This window comes from Acidithiobacillus concretivorus, assembly GCF_018853445.1.
GTDB classification, from domain to species: Bacteria; Pseudomonadota; Gammaproteobacteria; order Acidithiobacillales; family Acidithiobacillaceae; genus Acidithiobacillus; species Acidithiobacillus concretivorus.
The window spans coordinates 1-17,018 of record NZ_JABELD010000123.1 but is presented as its reverse complement, the minus strand read 5'-3'; the positions used below and the strand labels follow the sequence as shown (position 1 = coordinate 17,018).

Below are 17,018 nucleotides of genomic sequence, written 5' to 3'. Positions count from 1 at the left end.
CCCCGCCGTGCCCGTCAGTTCCACATGAATGCTGTCATCAGGCAGGCCGCTATTACCGTAACGGCGGGCGATTTCTCCGGACAGGCGGGCACCAATGGAGCGATTGACGTTGCGGATTGGATAGTGCAAACGGGTGGGAATTTTTTCTTCCAGTGCCGGACGGGCATCCTTGACCATCTGTTCGGCCAGTTCGCCCTGATCAAAGGGCGGATTCCGGTCCTGGGTGTGGAAGTTGACATCCGCATTGCGCAGCTCGGCATTGGCGAGCAGTGGCAACAAATTCAGACGTTCCTGTTTTTCGGTCTGGGCTCCACCAATTTCCAGCAACTGGCTGGCACCAATCAGTTCATCAAAGCGGCGGATGCCCAACTGCGCCATGATCTGACGGGCTTCTTCGGCCACAAAGCGGAAGTAATTGATGGCCATTTCCGGCAGACCGGTGAAGTGCTTACGCAGGGTTTCATCTTGGGTGGCAATGCCGGTAGCGCAGTTGTTGAGATGGCAAATACGCAGGTATTTACAGCCCAGGGCAATCATTGGCGCAGTGCCGAAACCAAAGCTTTCAGCACCCAGTAACGCGCCTTTGATGACATCCAGACCGGTTTTAAAGCCACCATCAGCCTGCAGACGTACCCGATGCCGCAACTGGTTGCGACGCAGGGTGACCTGGGTTTCGGCGAGTCCCAGTTCCCAGGGCGACCCGGCATATTTGACCGAGGTCAGCGGGCTGGCGCCGGTGCCGCCATCATAACCGGCAATGGTGATGCGATCGGCATAGGCCTTGGCCACGCCCGCCGCAATGGTGCCGACGCCAGCCTCGGAAACCAGTTTGACGGATACATAAGCCTGAGGGTTGATTTGCTTCAGATCAAAAATGAGCTGAGCCAGATCTTCAATGGAGTAAATGTCGTGGTGGGGCGGGGGGCTGATCAGGGCCACGCCTTCCTTGGCATAACGCAAACGGGCAATGATGCCACTGACTTTGTGACCGGGCAGTTGACCCCCTTCACCGGGTTTGGCTCCCTGGGCAACCTTGATCTGCAATTCTTCGGCATTGACCGCGTATTCTGGCGTCACGCCAAAGCGCCCGGAAGCAATCTGCTTGATTTTGCTGACTTTGTTGTTGTGGTATCGGGCTGGGTCTTCGCCGCCTTCACCCGAGTTGGAGCGTCCACCAATGCTGTTCATGGCAATGGCCAGGGCTTCGTGGGCTTCCGGCGACAGGGCTCCCAGGGACATGGCTGCCGTATCAAAACGCGGGGTAATGGATTCGATAGGTTCCACTTCGCTGAGGGGGATGGGTTGCGCAGCGGTTTTCAGTTGCAGCAAATCCCGCAAGTTGGTGACCGGACGTTCATTGACCAATCCTGAAAACACCTGGTAATCCTCATAGCGTCCAGATTTGACGGCTGTTTGCAGGCTCTGGACGACATCGGGATGGTAGGCGTGATACTCACCCCCATTGACATATTTCAGTAAGCCACCGACGGGCAGGGTTTTTCTGGGAATATAGGCATCGCGCACCTGCTGGCGAATATCGGCTTCGAGCAGTTCAAAGCTGGCCCCGGCGATCCGGCTGACGGTACCCTTGAAGCAGCGCTCCACCACCAGTTCATCCAGACCCAGGGCTTCAAAAAGCTGGGTACTGCGATACGAGGCGAGGGTGGATATGCCCATTTTCGAGAGGATTTTGTAGAGCCCCTTGTCGATGCCCTTGCGATAATTTTCCAGGGCCTTGGCCAGGGTCAGGGGCTGACTGAAGGCGTGCCGTTCGCTGAGGCTGCGGACAATGGCATAGCTGAGGTAAGGATAGACGGCCGTCGCACCATAGCCAATCAGGGTGGCAAACTGATGGGGATCGCGGGTATGCGCCGTAGCAACAACAATGTTGGCTCGGGTCCGTAAGCCTGCATCAATGAGTGCATGATGAACCGCACCTACTGCCATGAGCGCCGGAATGTAAAGGCGATCCCGCTCCAGGGCATGATCGGATAGCACGACAATGACGGCATCATGGCGGACGGCGCTAATGACTTCTTCACAGAGCGCTTCAATAGCCCCACCCAGGTTGCTGTCGGCGGCGGAATAGCAAAGACTGAAAGTCTGGCTGCGAAATGCCGGTTCTTCACGACTGGTCAAAGCAACAAAGGTACTGTCGGAAAGAATCGGTGAATGAATTTCGATGCGGCGGGCATATTCGGGACGCTCTGCGAACAGATTGCTTTCGCTGCCGATCACCGTATTCAGGGACATTACCAGGGCTTCACGCAGGGGATCAATGGGTGGATTGGTGACCTGCGCAAATTGCTGCCGGAAATAATCGGCAATGTGGCGTTTTTGCCCGGACAGTACGGCCATCGGGGTGTCGTCGCCCATGGAGCCTACCGCCTCCTGAGCGCCTTCGGCGAGAATGCGGATGACCTGATCTTCTTCTTCAAAGCTCACGCCAAAGGCCTTTTCGCTGAGCAACAGATCGGCAACGGGCAGGGCCGGAGTCAGATCATTGTCGTCGCGATGCAGATGCTCTGCATATTCATCCAGCCATTCCCGATAGGGGTGGCTGTTCATAATTTCGGTATCAATGCTTTCCGAGTCGAGGAAGCGTCCGGTAGCCATATCCACCGCAACCAGTTGACCGGGTCCGACCCGTCCCTGCACGGCAATATCCTGATGTTGGTAGTCGAAAACGCCTACTTCCGAAGCAATGTTGATGATGCGGTCTTTGGTGATGACATAACGCGCGGGCCTTAAACCATTGCGATCGAGGGCACAGGCGGCGATGCGGCCGGTGTTCAGAACCAGACCGGCGGGGCCATCCCAGGCTTCCATGCGCATGGAGTGATATTCATAAAAAGCCCGTAGCGCCGGTTCCATATGCGGAACATTGTGCCAGGCCGGAGGTACGAGCAGACGGATGGCTTTAAAGAAATCCATGCCACCTTGCACCAGCAGCTCCAGCATATTGTCGAGACTGAAGGAATCGCTGCCACCGCCGACGGCGGGAAGCACCTCAGCCATGGGCAACAGGTCACTTTGCAATTGTGCTTCCCGGGCCTTGGCCCAGAGGCGATTACCCTGCACCGTATTCAATTCGCCATTATGAGCGAGAATCCGGAAAGGCTGGCAAAGACGCCACTCTGGCCAGGTGTTGGTGGAAAAGCGCTGATGATAGGTGACCAGTGCCGAGCTAAAGCGTGAGTCGCGCAGGTCGGGATAAAATATGGGAAGATTTTCTGGAAGGACTAAGCCCTTATAGCCGATTACCTGAGAAGAACAGGTGACAGCAAAAAATTCTGAATTTGCGACGAAACGCTTTTCTACCCGGCGACGCAGGCGATACAAAAGCCGCTCATGCGTATCTACGTCCTGTTCTGCAGGCAGACCCACAAATACCTGCCAGACGGCAGGCAGGCTGCTCAGGGCTTCTTCTCCGCAAGCTGAGTTGTCGGTGGGAACCTGCCGCCAGGCAATACTGCTCAGGCCGAGATCCTGGGCTTCTGCATCTAAAGTATCACGAATACTCCGGGCAGAGACGGCGTCCTGGGGCAGGAAAAATTGACCCACACCAAAATGTTCAGGGAGCTCAATACCCATTTCAGCCGCAATGCTGTGGAAGAAAGCACGTGGCATCTGGACCAGCAGGCCGCAGCCGTCGCCACTTTTGCCATCAGCAGCCACTGCACCGCGATGGGTCAGACGGGCCAGTGAGGCAATGGCCGTGGCGACAATAGTATGGCTGGCCTGATTATCCATCTGGGCAATCAGCCCGAAGCCGCAGGAGTCTCTTTCAAAGTCGGAGGAGTATAAGCTTTGCGTCATTAGGTCACCTGGTCCGTTCCGTCACCCTGTCGCTGAACTGCAAAGCAGGGCTGGACATTATAGCGGGCTTATGGACGAGGTCCAAGAGGTCGAATGATGGCATATTGTCACTTTGGCAGGGCTGATGGCGCTTTAGGCTTCACCATGGGGATCAAAAAGGCGGTCATATTCAGCAATGGCGAAGCGGTCCGTCATGCCGGCAATGTAATCGGCGACTATGCGGGCCTTGCTTTTTTCCTGCTGATCCGTGGCCTGAATGCGGGCCTGATATTTTAACGGAAGCAGGCGGGGATCTTCGCGCAGGGTGTGAAAAAGTCGGCGCACCAGGCGTTTGGCTTTTTCCGCCTGGCGATGGACCCGGGGGTGCCGATACATACGATGAAACAGAAAGCTTTTCAGCGACTTGATTTGGCCAGCGATTTCCGGACTGTGTGCCGCTAGTGGCTGAGTACTGGCCCGGACCTCGGCAATGCTGGTGATATGACCGCTCTGGATGCGCCGTCGCGTTTCCGCGACCAGGTCATTAATCAGCAGATTGATCAGGCGTCTTCCGGTTTCGTGACGGAGAATGGTCACGGAAGCATCCGGGTAATGGGTTTGGACTTCAGCATATATGGAGCCGTACAAATGGTTGCTGCACAGTTCTTGGAGATCGAGCAGGCCCGCGCGCAGGCCATCGTCAATATCGTGATTATTGTAGGCGATTTCATCGGCCAGATTGGTAATTTGCGCTTCCAGGGAAGGTTGGGTACCGCGCAGAAAACGCTCGCCCACATCGCCCAGGTCGGCGGCTTTGCTTTTGGCGCAATGTTTGAGAATGCCTTCCCGGGTCTCAAAACTCAGGTTCAGACCAGGGAAATCTCCATAACGGACTTCAAGACGGTCCACAATCCGTAGGGACTGAATATTATGCTCGAAGCCACCGAGATCGCTCATGCATTCCTGCAGGGCATCCTGTCCCGCGTGACCAAAGGGGGTATGGCCGAGATCATGGGCCAGGGCGATGGCTTCTACCAAATCTTCATCCAGACCCAACTGCCGGGCAATGGCACGCCCAACCTGCGCGACTTCGAGCGTGTGGGTGAGGCGAGTACGATACAAATCACCCTCATGATTGACGAATACCTGGGTTTTATACTCCAGACGGCGAAAAGCACTGGAATGAATCACCCGGTCGCGGTCACGCTGAAAAGGGCTGCGGCTTTCCGGCGGCGTTTCCGTATGTTTGCGGCCTAAGCTGCTTTCGGCACGGGCGGCGTAGGGTGCCAGCATACCCTGAAAAGTGCTGCCTTGTTTATCCTGCACGACCAGCATGCTCCTCGGATGGGGATTGTTCCGACTCGTCGATGACCCGCTGCATGGTTTCTGCCAGCAATGGCAGGCGGGCGGCAAAAAGCGCATAGGCCGCATCTGCATATTCGCGAATTTCATATTGGGCATCTTTTTTACGTCGCAATTTGAAAAAATTCATGAGGCTACGAAAGTTGATGGTCCAATATACATCCGAGTAGGCAGCAACCGGCATGACGTTGCGAAGAAGCTCCCGGGCACGGCCCCGATAAGGGTCACGACCCCCTTCCTTGGGCGCCAGTTCGCCGGATTCGCGGGCCTGATCAATGCGCGTGCAGGCGGCGCTGTACTGGGTTTCATACCACTGGAAAAGTTGACCCATCAGGGCTTCGTATTCGGCCATCACCGTATCGTCCAAAACGGCGTAACCATCTACCGTGCGTGCTGCCTCATCGGGAATATAGGCAACAGAGATGGGCTTGCGGTAACGCATGGAAAATTCATTCCAACTGGAAACCCGGTGTTTGACCCATTGGCGAAGCACAAAAATGGGCGCAATAAAGCGAAAACGGAAGTAGATGGTTTCGAAGGGGGTGCCATGCTGATCGCGGAGCAACTGGTAGAGCAGATTGCGATCGCGCTCGTTAAAGTCATGACCATTTTTCAGGCGTTGATTGGTCGTACTGATGCGGGCGGTATTGATGATGGTGGCTTCATCTCCCCAGCTTTCTTCCAGTTCAATAAAGCCAAAATTACCAATACGCCGGGTTCCCTCGGGGTTGATGGCCATGCGCTGTTCCATTTCTGCCTGCAATTCTGCAGTGGCCTTGTTGATTTCGTTCATGCGCTACGCTCCATAAAAGCCTGTAGGGTCTGGATAATGGCCGCAGGCGGCACATCGCCGGTAACCAGGGCGTTGCCAATGCTATTGAGAAGAATGAAACGGATTTGACCGCCTTCCGCTTTTTTATCGACCTTCATGAAATCCAGATAGACGGAAGTTTCCAGACGCGGGGCCAGAGTGGGGAGTCCCGCTGCCTTGATCCATTTGAAAATGCGATTTTGTTCGCTTTCCCGCAGCAGATCCAGGCGACGGGACAGATCAGCGGCCATGACCATCCCGATAGCTACGGCTTCGCCATGCAGATAATGTCCGTAACCACTGGCTGCTTCAATGGCATGGCCAAAAGTGTGACCAAAATTCAAAATGGCGCGCAGCCCCCCTTCCAGTTCGTCCCTGGCGACCACATCGGCCTTGTCCCGGCAGGAGGTTTTGATGATTTTTGCCAGGGCTTCGGTGTCGCGGGCGAGTACAGCATCCAGGTTATCTTCCAGCCAGGAAAAAAAACCGGGATCGTTAATCAGCCCATATTTGATCACTTCGGCAAGACCTGAACGAAACTCCCGTTCTGGCAGGCTGTCGAGGGTGTTTGTATCGACGATGACCGTACGGGGCTGATAAAACGCACCGATCATGTTTTTGCCCAAGGGATGATTGACGCCGGTTTTTCCACCGACGGAAGAATCCACCATGGCCAGCAGGGTGGTGGGAATTTGCACGCAGGCAACGCCGCGTTGATAAACGGCAGCAGCAAAGCCGGTGATATCACCCACTACTCCACCGCCGAGTGCGCAGAGAGTGCAGTCGCGGCCATAACCGGCGCTGAGTAGATGCCCGGTAATGATCTGGATATTGTCGAGGGATTTGCTTTCTTCGCCCGCTGGCAGGGTAATCACCAGTGAATCCTTGTGCAGGGCATTCAGGGTGTTTTGCAGGGCCTTCAGGTAGAGAGGCGCGACATTTGTGTCGGTAATGATGGCGACTGGTCCCTTACCCAAAACCGGAGCGAAAAGGGTTGAGTCGCTGATAATGCCGCTGCCAATATGGATGGAGTAGCTGCGCTGACCAAGTTCTACACGAAGACTTTGCATATAATCTGAGCTCTTGTGGGCGGGTTTACCCTTCCATTGTTGAGTTTCTTGGGCCTGCAGGCAAGAGGGGCACCCTCATTTAACCTGTTTGTGCGTGTAAATATCTTAAAATCCGTCGTAATACCTGATCTGAGCGGAGGCCATCACCACTCACCCGCCAATGGGCTGTCTGCTGATAAAGGCTGCTTCTTTGCTGAGCGAGGCTGCGCAGGCGACTTTCCTGATCTGATGTTTGCAGCAAAGGGCGGTTACGGTCGTGGCGTATCCTTTTTAATTGTTCTTCTACGCTGACATCCAGATAAATCACCTGACCCATCTGGCGCAGATGGGCGCGGTTGTGGGGGTCGAGAATGGCACCGCCGCCCGTGGCAAGGACCATATCCTGATTGTGCACGGCCAGATCGGCAATGACTTTTGCTTCGCGCTCGCGAAAGCCGGGTTCTCCCTCAATTTCAAAAATAGTGGGTATGTCCACGCCCGTTTGGGCGACAATCAGTTGGTCACTATCAACATAGGGAATACGTAAACGGGCGGCCAGAAGCCGCCCAATGGTCGATTTGCCCGAGCCCATCGGCCCGATCAGTATAACTGTTCCGGTCATTGTCCGAGATTGCTATCGCCGTCAGCACCCGCGAGGCCGTTCTGGGCGTCACCACCCACGACTTTGGGGGTGATGAACACCAGTAGTTCGGTTTTGGCGACACTGTCAACGTTACTTTTGAAGAGCCAGCCCAGCAGCGGAATATCTTTCAATAGAGGAATGCCTGTCTGGTTGTGATTGGTGGTGTCCGTATAAATACCGCCAATAACAATGGTCTGTCCATTGTTGACCAGTAATTTGGTTTTGACTTCCTGGGTGGTGATAGGAATACCGGAAGGCAAGGCATCGGCGTAGTTGGGCTGATTGTTTTTGGCGTCCACATCCAGGGTGATTTTGCCGTTGGGTGAAATGTGCGGCGTCACATCCAGACTCAACTCGGCTTTTTTGAAAGATACCGAAGTGGCGCCACTGCTGGTGGACTGCTGGTAGGGGATTTCCTGACCCTGAGAAATGACTGCCTTTTCATTATCCTCAGTCATGACTTTCGGACTGGAGATGATTTTGGCGCGATTATTTACCTGCAGAGCCTGCAATTGCAGGTTGAGAATACGATTACCTGCAGCCGTTCCCAGGGCAAAGCCCAAAGAAGCCGGGCTAGCACTGGCCAAAGCTGTACCGGCATTGGAAGCTGCCAGATTGGCGAGGGCGGGTACGGTGAAGCCCGTGCCGGTCGTAGAACTGGAACTACTGCTGCCCTGGATGGGATATGCACCGCCCTGGGTTGCCGTTGTGCCAGTGGCTCCGGTTCCGGAAAGATTGACGACGCCACCCGCACCGTTAGAGGTATAGGTGCCGCCCCAGTTGACGCCCAAAGAATGTGCCGCACTGGTGGTTATCTGGACAATGCGCGCCTCAATCAGGACCTGCGGTACGGGCTTGTCGATTTTGGCAATCAGTTTTTTGATATTTTCAATGTCTCGTGGGGTATCCCGGACCAGCAGGCTATTGGTTCGGGTTACTACGGCCACGGACCCGCGTGGGCCAAGCAGGGAGTTACCGATAATGCTGGATTTTGGCAGTCCTAGGGCGTTGGCCAGAGATTGTTGTTGATAGCTGCTCATCTGATCGTCAGGGGCACCAGGTTGCTTGTTCTGGTCAAACCCTTCCAGCAGTGAAGCAATGCTCGAGGCCTTGGCGTACTTGATCTGAATGAGCTGGGTTTCCAAAGGTTCCAGCTTGCGCTTGCTGGCATCGGCTTTAAGTTCCGCCTCTTCCTGACTGCTAATCTGATTGGCGGGGGCCACCCAGAGAATATTGCCGATATGTTTTACAGCCAATCCCTGAGATTCGAGAATGACCTTGAAGGCCTGTTCCCAGGGTTCATTTTTCAGACGGATGGAAAGGCTGCCCGTCACATTATTGGAAACCACAATATTCTGGTGGGTGAAGTCGGCAATAACCTGCAGGGCATCACGTACGCTGATGTTCTGGAAATCCATGCTCAGACGGGCGCTGTCCTTGGGGTTCTGAACGGCACTTTCGGTCTTGGGATGCACATCAATCATGGTCTGCTGACCCAGTTGATAAGCTGAGTATTCATAGGGCCCATGAATGGCAAATACCAGGCGGGTATTCCGGCCAATAGGATAACTATCCACAAACTGTACCGGAGTGCCAAACTGGGTCACCCCAAAGCGATGGGTGTAGCTGGCGGGCAGGGTCGTGTTTTTGAGTTCAACCACCAGTTTGCCATCTTCCCGGGTAACATTCATTTCTGGTTGCGGTCCGGTAATGGACAAATCCAGAATACCGCCACCCTGTTTGCCTCGCTTGAAATTCAGACCATTGATTTCAGTCCCGTAGGTCATGACCGGAGCAGGGACTGCTGCGGGGCTTGCCATCACTGCAGCGGGGCTGGATACCGCTGTTGCGCTTGAGCTTGCCGCCGGGGCAGGGGCTGCTGCAGGTGCAGTGCTGTCGACAAACGCCAGGCGATAACCGCCAACCGTAGGTTCTATCATGACGGCCTGGGGAGATTTCAGAAGCAGATCCAGCCGGGCATTATGTCCCTGATTTTCGGTCAGTACATTTTGTACCGCTCCGCTACCCATGACGGTGCCCACAGAGGGCAGAAAGTGCGCATTGGTGAAATCGATTTGAACCCGATATCCACCGTTAAGGGTGTTGACATCATAGGCAGGGCGCGAATCGCTATGAATGATGAAAGCGGTACCATGCTGATCCGGGCTGGGCGTGATGCTGCTGATGAGACTCTCCGCCCAGGCTGCCCCAGAGCTCAGGCTGAGTGCCGCCGCTAAAATGGCACCGGTTAAGGGACGCAGGCGCGGATAACGGCTACTGAGTGGAAGGTGGGCATTGTTGGCTGTGCGCATCTTTTTGTATTCCTCTGTATTCTTCGGGGTCAGGCTCGTCATGTTCAGTTACCACTCTGCATGTGTAAAACGGTCTGTTGTTTTTTGTAACCACCAAAAGCATTGGGTAAATATTGCTCAACGGTGACCGATTGTTTGCCCATCCTGTCGTCAATGCCGGTTATGCGTCCGTCATGTGTTCCGATGTAGCTACCCAAAGTGGCGCGATACACTTTTGCGTCTGGTGCCTGAATGACTGCCCATAACTGCCCGTCAGCGGTGCGCATGATACCTGATACACTCAGGCTGGAAAGCGAATATTTTTCGAGAGGTTGCATGGGTCCATGGGAAACCGGGTGGGGGCCGGTGGCTTCGCTGGCCGCTTCCTTGCGCAACAGCATTTCGGAGAAGCTGGTAAACGGATCACGATTGGTCGGATTGTTATAGGCAACAGGCTCATAAGCCGGGGTTTTGGGTAATGGCGTAATATGATTGTTGGTTTTTGGTCCATTGGCCACAAAATTGCGCAGATGACTTAAGTCATCACTATCCGAGCAGCCGGCCAGTAAAGCGAGGGTGACGCTGATAGCCAGAATATGACGTGTGTTTTTATAGAAACTCGCTCCGCTCGTTTTCATGGCTTACTCCCGTCTTCGGTATTGCTGGTTTTGTCTCCATTATCCAGATACCGATAGGTGGTTGCCGTACACTGCATGGCTAATTGCTGGGCAGCAAGGGCTTTGGCGGCAGGGGTGCTACCGGTATCGGGAACCCGGGTAATATCGATACCGCTGATGGTGACGATGCGGGGCATGGCGGCTACGGCTGCAGCAAAGCGCCCAATGTCATCATAGGTACCAACCACTTTCAGCTTCACCGGAATTTCAGCGTAAAAATTCTTGTTGATTTCGCCAGTAGGCTGAAATAATTCAAAATCAAGCCCACGACTGCGTCCTGCCAAAGTCACATCATCCAGGAGTGATGGAATTTGTGTCCGGTTTGGAAGCTGTTCCAGAAACTTCTGAAAACGCACATTCATTTGCTTGATTTGTGCTTGATAGGCCGGTAACGATGCCGCCAGCAACTGCTTTTGCCTGATCTGGATTTTCAGACTTTGTTCCTGGGTATGCAGTGCATCGTATTTGTCGTTTTCCGGGGAGATGAATTCAAACCAGACGACAATGCCCAAAATGACGATAATGATGGCAATGGCAATCAATTTGGTTTTTAACGGCCAGCGGATAATGTCATCCACCTGCAAATTGCGAATTTCGTCGAAAGTCACGGCTGGACCCCCTGTGTGCTCGCTGTCTGAGCGCTTTTATCGGCTGCGGTGGGTTTGCGGATATTCATTTGTAAAGTAAATTGTCCAACTTCCTCGGAACCCAGTTTGGATTTGCTGATAATGTTTAGCTGGGGCTCGGTAAATATTTTGGACGCATCAATGTTACGCATGAAAGCGGCTACCTGATCATTGTCTTCCGCATAGCCATTCACGGTCATGGAATTTCCGGATTGCTGTAAATGGGTCAGAAAAACACCATTGGGCGTTTCTGCGGCCAAGGTATTGAAAACCTGTACGACCATATCCCGTTTATCCTGAAGATCGGTGATGATGCCTTCTCTGGCGAGTAATTCATCCCGTTTTTTGCGGAGGTCGGCAATGGACGCGATTTTGGTGTCCAGTTGCGTGGTTACTCCCTGCAGGTAGTTGACCTTGGTCTGTTCACTGGCGACACGGGCACTGAAAATACTATAAATTCCGTAATAAAAAAGTGCTGCAAGCAAAAGAATGCCGAGGAGAGCGGCGGCCAGGAACTGGCTGCGTTTGGCACGGCGCGCCTCGCGATAGGGAAGCAGGTTGATGCGAATCATGCCGAAACCCTCCGCAAAGCCAAGCCACAGGCAACGGCAAGAGACGATCGGTCAGCGTCCATAAAGCGCCTGCTGATTTGGGGTGAAATTTCCATGCCAGCAAAGGGATCGGGGACCAAAACCGGAAAACTGACCAACTGCCGTAACTGGTCGGCAAGTTGTGGAATTTTTGCACCTACCCCAAAAAGGTGGACGGCTGCCGTGGGTACGTCGGGCATGCTGGCCTGGAAGAAATCCAGAGAACGAAAAAGTTCCTGAGCCATATTGCGGGCAAAAGGCTGAAGCACTTCTTTGTCATATTCTGGTGGGAGTCCGCCAAAACGCTCCATGCGCTGGGCATCGTTACTATCCAGATTGTAGCGACGCTGAATTTCTTCCAGCAGTCGGCTCAGGCCAAAATTATGTTCTCGGGAATATACGGGATGTCCATCCTGAAAGACGTAAATATTAGTGGTGATACTGCCGATTTCTACCAGAGCAATACCTTTGCCAGCATAGTTACTGTTTTTAGAATTTGCTCTATTCAGATGCTCATGGAGTAACCATAAGGCAAACGGTTTGACATCGACAATCTGCGGTTTCAGGCCGGCTTCTTCGAGAACGGCTGCGCGATCTTCAATGGCCTCTTTTTTGCTGGCAACCAGTAAAACGTGGTTGAAGCCTTTGCGTGTTTCATCTGGACCAAGAACAGAAAAATCAAAATTCACGGCATCAATACTGTAAGGAATGTATTGGCTGCCTTCGTAGCGGATCTGGTCTTCAATACCCACTTCGTCCAGATCAGCCGGCAGGGAAATGACTTTGACAATGGCGGTATTGGCGGGAAGGGCAGTAGCCACAGCTTTGGTGCGAATGCGTGAACGCTCGAGAATAGTGCGCAGGGCGCGGGAAACGGCTTCACTATCCAGAATATCGCGATCACTGACAGCCCCTGGCGGTAATGTTTCGGAATCAGCGTGCTCCACCCGAATTTTTCCACGGCTTTGGGCCAGCGAAACGAGCTTTACGGCATCAGAGCTGATATCCAGGCCCAGCAAAGGAGAACTTGGTATGCTTAGCACGTCTATTCCTTTTTTATGGTCTGACAAATGTTACAATCATTGCCTTGCAAATTGAGTTGATGAAACGTATGCATGGCCAGTATCTTTTTCGCAACTTGCGTTGGAAATTAGCAGCATTCCGGATTCTGTCAAGGCGCGAGACTACAAATAATTACACTTGTAGTGTCCGGTGCAGCAATAAATCAGGCAAATAACAGGAACCTTGATGACGGCAGAGCAGCAAATTTCTGATATACACTGGATGGGTATGGCTCTGGATCTGGCAGCGCAGTCGGCTGCTGTCGGCGAGGTGCCGGTCGGTGCCGTTTTGGTGAATCAGAATGGAGCATTCATGGCGGGAGCCCACAACGCACCTATTGCCGAACACGATCCCAGCGCACATGCAGAAATGCGGGTATTGCGTGCAGCAGCACGTCTGGCTGAAAATTATCGACTGACTGGGGCCACGCTCTATGTCACTTTGGAGCCTTGTGTCATGTGTGTAGGAGCCATGCTTCATGCCCGGGTAAGCCGGGTGGTTTACGGAGCAGCTGATCCCAAGGCGGGAGCTGTAGAAAGTCTTTATTGTTTACTGGACGACGCGCGTTTTAATCATCGCATTCAGGCGGAGGGTGGCCTGTTGGCAGAACAGTCAGCAACCTTATTGAGGGATTTTTTTCGGGTGCGGCGCGCCCAACAAAAGGGTAAAGCATGAGGCATTTCAGTGCGGAGTGGAAAATTCAACACGGTGGCCGGGGGCTGCATGAGCTGACGGAAAAGCTCCAGGATTGGTTACAGACCATTGGTGCCGAGGAGGGGCTGGTGAATGTGTTTGTTCCCCACACTTCGGCCAGTCTGATTATTCAGGAAAATGCCGATCCGGACGTGTTGCGGGATATTCTCGGCTATTTTGCCCGGCTGGTGCCCGATGATGATCCCCATTTTTATCATCGCAATGAAGGACCAGATGATATGTCTGCGCATTTGCGTTGTGTATTAACTCAAAATAGTCTGGTAATCCCGGTCAGAGAAGGCCGCGCAGCTTTGGGGGTCTGGCAGGGCGTTTTTTTATTTGAACATCGCACCCGCCCTTTGAGTCGTCAGGTATTGCTCAGTTTTCAGGGTGCAACAGGAGAATTGTGAATGTCAGAATTTACAGCGGTTTATCAGGGGATGCTGTGGGGTATCAAGGACTGGTCACGATGGGATACTTTTGTGGAAACGCTGGATGCGCAGGCCGATGATGGTTGGTATGTGTATTTTGTCGGGGTGGAATATCCTGAAAAACCGGTGAAATCGGACGTGTTTCGGCAGCAACTGGCAGCCATCAGCGCCTTGTTACACCAGGATCATCGCGAAAAATATTTGGGTATTGTGTATGTGGATGATTTTGACCATCCACAACTCATTAAAATATATGATCCCAACAACCTCGGATCATCTTGTGGCAGCAGTGGCAAGCTGGTTCCTCCCGGCTGGATTTTGTCGCGCATGGTACCCGATGATCTCGGATCGTTTATCGTCCCGGAAGGCCGCAAACGCTGGTGGCGAGAACTGACTCAAGCTTCAGCGGATTGGCATTAGACGGTAGCCTTTTGTACTCTTGATAAAATTCCAAACTGAGGAGAACCCATGGAAGCCGACCTGAAACCCCTGGAATTCGAGGGTATCCGTCGATTACTGGAAAAATTGTGTGCGACGCCTTTTGGCGCCGATGCGGCCCGTAATTTGGGGCCTGCCCCCAGTGTCGGTGTCGCCCGGCAGTTGCAGGATGCCATTACGGCGGCGCGCTTTGGTCTGGAGTCCGGGGAAGGTCCTGTGGTGCCGGAATTACCGGATATTCGGGCGGCTATCCGCCAGGTTGCCAGTCCTGGTGCGGCACTGGCAGGAACCGCTTTCCGCAATCTGGCGCTGGTGTTGCGCGTGGGCAAGGAATTACGCCCTTTTGCTGAAAAGCGTCCTACCTTGTTGCCGACCGGGCCGGAACGCCTGGATGCGGCCGCTGATCTTCTGCCTAAAATTGACGCCGTGTTAATGCCCAACGGCAGTGTTCGTGAAGACGGTAATGCCGCGCTGCGCCAATTACATGCCGAGCTCAAGAGCGAACGCGATCAGATTCAGAAATCCATGCAGTCACACCTGGGCGCTCCAGGTGCCAAATTGCACTGGTCCGGGCAGCGTGCCTGCGTGCATCTGCCCGATGGCGCTACAGAGCAAATTCGCGGCGTGCGCCGGGGCACTGGTCCGGGCGGACATGGTTATCTGATAGAGCCTATGGAACTGGTGGCCAGCAATAATCGGCTGGAGAAAATTGCCGGGAGTATTGAACAGGAAAATCAGGCCATTCTGCGTGCGCTCAGTGATGAAGGCAGGGAACGGCTCAGTGCCCTGCAGCATTTGGTGGAATCTCTGACTTGGCTGGATCTGGCCATTGCCGGTGCGCAATTATCCATGCATTTGCAGGCCAAGGCGGCAGAAATGGTGGATGAACCGATATTAATACTGGAAGAGGCCTATCACCCGCAACTGATCCTGGCTTACGCTGAAAAGCGCGGCCCGCAACCCAAGCCTCTGACAGTACATATTAATGCCGATTGTCCGATTCTGGTGGTGACGGGACCCAATACGGGTGGGAAAAGTGTTTCCCTGAAAACCGTGGGACTGCTGACGGTCATGGCCCATTGTGGTCTGCATGTGCCAGTGGCGGGGCGGGCTGTGGTCGGTAACTTCACCCGGATTTTTGTCGATATGGGGGATCCGCAAAGCGTGGCTTTTCAGCTTTCCACCTATTCCGGGCATGTGGAAGTGCTCAAACGTCTTCTTGCGGATGCCGATGATCATACCCTGATTTTACTGGATGAATTGGGTACTGGTACCGACCCGGAAGAGGGCGCAGCCCTGGCCATGGCGGTACTGGACCATCTGGCCGAACGGGGAGTGCGCGGCATGGTGACTACCCATTTGACCCCGCTCAAATCCTTTGCTGAAAGTCATGCCTGCCTGCGTAATGCCTCCATGCGTTTTGATCATGAACGGCTGGAGCCTACCTATGAGCTGGAGATTGGCGTGCCGGGCCGTTCGCTGGGACTGGTGATTGCCGCCAAGCGCGGCCTGCCGGAAAACCTGGTCGCCAAGGCCCGCGCTTACATGGAAAATTTACATAAGCATTACTGATGCCGGGCTATAGATGGCGGGCAAACTACGCCAAGGCATTTTTATTTGACCTGCATGGGAAAACTGTCTAGTTTTTTGCGCTGATACTTTATTCCCTGAGGAGTACGACGATGACGTCCCCGACCACCACCCATGAGCGCCTGAGCCCAAAAACTGAATCCGAAACCTTGACCGGTGCCGAGATTGTAGTGCGCGCCCTGCGTGATGAAGGTGTGGAATTCGTTTTTGGTTATCCCGGCGGTGCGGTTCTCTACATTTACGATGCCCTGGATAAGCAGGAAGCCGTGAAGCATGTGCTGGTCCGTCATGAGCAGGCGGCTGTGCATGCGGCTGATGCCTATTCCCGGGTGACCGGCAAGGTGGGTGTGGCGCTGGTGACCAGTGGTCCAGGGGCTACCAACGCCGTTACCGGAATTGCCACGGCCTATATGGACTCCGTCCCGCTGGTGGTGATCAGTGGACAGGTTCCCGTTGCGCTGATTGGTAATGATGCCTTTCAGGAAGTGGATACGGTGGGTATTACCCGGCCTTGCACCAAGCACAATTTCCTCGTCAAGGACGTCAAAGATCTGGCCAGCACATTAAAGGCCGCTTTTTATCTGGCGGCAACCGGCAGACCCGGTCCGGTGCTGGTGGACATTCCCAAGGATGTGACAGCGCATAAGTTTGCCTACCACTATCCGGACAAGATTTCCTTGCGTTCCTACAAACCGACAGTCAAGGGCCACCCTGGGCAGGTGCGCAAGGCCATGCAGATGATTGCCAGTGCCCAGCGTCCGATGTTTTATACCGGTGGCGGGGTGATATTGGGAAATGCTTCTGAAGAGCTCCGTAAGTTGGTTCGGAGCCTGAATGTGCCCATTACCCATACCCTGATGGGCTTGGGCGCTTACCCCGCCTCTGACCCCCAGTTTGTCGGCATGTTAGGCATGCATGGCACTTATGAAGCCAACATGGCGGTGCAGCATTGTGACG

General features: G+C 54.0%; 15 protein-coding genes. 5 read left to right on the top strand and 10 right to left on the bottom strand.

What is annotated here, in order from left to right; all coding sequences use genetic code 11:
- From gltB to pilM, 10 genes are all read right to left on the bottom strand, one after another.
- A partial coding sequence (gene gltB / locus HJG40_RS13305; protein ID WP_215864644.1) for a glutamate synthase large subunit occupies nucleotides 1–3,819 on the bottom strand: 3,819 nt, incomplete at its 3' end.
- 132 nt (nucleotides 3,820–3,951) lie between these two features.
- Nucleotides 3,952–5,133, bottom strand: coding sequence for a deoxyguanosinetriphosphate triphosphohydrolase (locus HJG40_RS13300; RefSeq protein WP_215864643.1), 1,182 nt, complete (start codon nucleotides 5,131–5,133; stop codon nucleotides 3,952–3,954).
- Nucleotides 5,114–5,953, bottom strand: a complete 840-nt coding sequence (thyX, locus tag HJG40_RS13295; RefSeq protein ID WP_215864642.1) for an FAD-dependent thymidylate synthase — start codon at nucleotides 5,951–5,953, stop codon at nucleotides 5,114–5,116. The genes HJG40_RS13300 and thyX overlap by 20 nt, the downstream gene beginning before the upstream one ends.
- Complete coding sequence (gene aroB / locus HJG40_RS13290; protein WP_215864641.1) at nucleotides 5,950–7,041, bottom strand: 3-dehydroquinate synthase; 1,092 nt, start codon at nucleotides 7,039–7,041, stop codon at nucleotides 5,950–5,952. The genes thyX and aroB overlap by 4 nt, the downstream gene beginning before the upstream one ends.
- 79 nt (nucleotides 7,042–7,120) lie before the next feature.
- Nucleotides 7,121–7,642 carry a shikimate kinase gene (locus HJG40_RS13285; RefSeq protein WP_215864640.1) on the bottom strand — a complete coding sequence of 174 codons (522 nt, stop codon included), beginning with the start codon at nucleotides 7,640–7,642 and terminating at the stop codon, nucleotides 7,121–7,123.
- On the bottom strand, nucleotides 7,639–9,975 hold the full coding sequence (locus HJG40_RS13280; protein ID WP_215864639.1) for a type IV pilus secretin PilQ: 2,337 nt from the start codon (nucleotides 9,973–9,975) through the stop codon (nucleotides 7,639–7,641). Before HJG40_RS13280 ends, HJG40_RS13285 begins: the two co-directional genes overlap by 4 nt.
- 44 nt (nucleotides 9,976–10,019) lie before the next feature.
- Nucleotides 10,020–10,592 (bottom strand): pilus assembly protein PilP, encoded by a 573-nt coding sequence (locus HJG40_RS13275; RefSeq protein WP_215864638.1) that lies wholly within the window; start codon nucleotides 10,590–10,592, stop codon nucleotides 10,020–10,022.
- A complete protein-coding gene (locus HJG40_RS13270) occupies nucleotides 10,589–11,239 on the bottom strand; it encodes a type IV pilus inner membrane component PilO (protein ID WP_215864637.1) in 651 nt (216 codons plus the stop codon). Before HJG40_RS13270 ends, HJG40_RS13275 begins: the two co-directional genes overlap by 4 nt.
- Nucleotides 11,236–11,829, bottom strand: a complete 594-nt coding sequence (locus HJG40_RS13265; RefSeq protein WP_215864636.1) for a PilN domain-containing protein — start codon at nucleotides 11,827–11,829, stop codon at nucleotides 11,236–11,238. The genes HJG40_RS13270 and HJG40_RS13265 overlap by 4 nt, the downstream gene beginning before the upstream one ends.
- The gene (gene pilM / locus HJG40_RS13260; protein WP_215864635.1) at nucleotides 11,826–12,890 is read right to left on the bottom strand and encodes a type IV pilus assembly protein PilM; all 1,065 of its coding nucleotides are present in this window, start codon (nucleotides 12,888–12,890) and stop codon (nucleotides 11,826–11,828) included. Before pilM ends, HJG40_RS13265 begins: the two co-directional genes overlap by 4 nt.
- A gap of 205 nt (nucleotides 12,891–13,095) precedes the next feature.
- Between pilM and tadA the strand changes: the two genes are divergently transcribed.
- From tadA to HJG40_RS13235, 5 genes are all read left to right on the top strand, one after another.
- Entirely contained in the window at nucleotides 13,096–13,584 is a 489-nt protein-coding gene (gene tadA, locus HJG40_RS13255; protein WP_215864634.1) for a tRNA adenosine(34) deaminase TadA, read from the top strand.
- The gene (locus tag HJG40_RS13250; RefSeq protein ID WP_215864633.1) at nucleotides 13,581–14,012 is read left to right on the top strand and encodes a secondary thiamine-phosphate synthase enzyme YjbQ; all 432 of its coding nucleotides are present in this window, start codon (nucleotides 13,581–13,583) and stop codon (nucleotides 14,010–14,012) included. The genes tadA and HJG40_RS13250 overlap by 4 nt, the downstream gene beginning before the upstream one ends.
- Complete coding sequence (locus HJG40_RS13245) at nucleotides 14,013–14,453, top strand: hypothetical protein (RefSeq protein ID WP_215864632.1); 441 nt, start codon at nucleotides 14,013–14,015, stop codon at nucleotides 14,451–14,453.
- A gap of 48 nt (nucleotides 14,454–14,501) precedes the next feature.
- Nucleotides 14,502–16,043, top strand: coding sequence for an endonuclease MutS2 (locus tag HJG40_RS13240; RefSeq protein ID WP_215864631.1), 1,542 nt, complete (start codon nucleotides 14,502–14,504; stop codon nucleotides 16,041–16,043).
- Nucleotides 16,044–16,153: 110 nt separating this feature from the next.
- Nucleotides 16,154–17,018: thiamine pyrophosphate-binding protein (locus tag HJG40_RS13235; RefSeq protein WP_264317574.1), on the top strand; the 865-nt coding region annotated here is incomplete at its 3' end.

What these genes read in the sequence shown, in the direction of transcription:
- HJG40_RS13245 (WP_215864632.1), top strand. Translation starts at nt 14,013, where the DNA reads ATGTCAGAATTTACAGCGGTTTATCAGGGGATGCTGTGGGGTATCAAG.
- HJG40_RS13280 (WP_215864639.1), bottom strand. Translation starts at nt 9,975, where the DNA reads ATGCGCACAGCCAACAATGCCCACCTTCCACTCAGTAGCCGTTATCCG.
- HJG40_RS13275 (WP_215864638.1), bottom strand. Translation starts at nt 10,592, where the DNA reads ATGAAAACGAGCGGAGCGAGTTTCTATAAAAACACACGTCATATTCTG.
- HJG40_RS13285 (WP_215864640.1), bottom strand. Translation starts at nt 7,642, where the DNA reads ATGACCGGAACAGTTATACTGATCGGGCCGATGGGCTCGGGCAAATCG.
- HJG40_RS13250 (WP_215864633.1), top strand. Translation starts at nt 13,581, where the DNA reads ATGAGGCATTTCAGTGCGGAGTGGAAAATTCAACACGGTGGCCGGGGG.
- tadA (WP_215864634.1), top strand. Translation starts at nt 13,096, where the DNA reads ATGACGGCAGAGCAGCAAATTTCTGATATACACTGGATGGGTATGGCT.
- HJG40_RS13240 (WP_215864631.1), top strand. Translation starts at nt 14,502, where the DNA reads ATGGAAGCCGACCTGAAACCCCTGGAATTCGAGGGTATCCGTCGATTA.
- HJG40_RS13265 (WP_215864636.1), bottom strand. Translation starts at nt 11,829, where the DNA reads ATGATTCGCATCAACCTGCTTCCCTATCGCGAGGCGCGCCGTGCCAAA.
- HJG40_RS13300 (WP_215864643.1), bottom strand. Translation starts at nt 5,133, where the DNA reads ATGCTGGTCGTGCAGGATAAACAAGGCAGCACTTTTCAGGGTATGCTG.
- thyX (WP_215864642.1), bottom strand. Translation starts at nt 5,953, where the DNA reads ATGAACGAAATCAACAAGGCCACTGCAGAATTGCAGGCAGAAATGGAA.
- aroB (WP_215864641.1), bottom strand. Translation starts at nt 7,041, where the DNA reads ATGCAAAGTCTTCGTGTAGAACTTGGTCAGCGCAGCTACTCCATCCAT.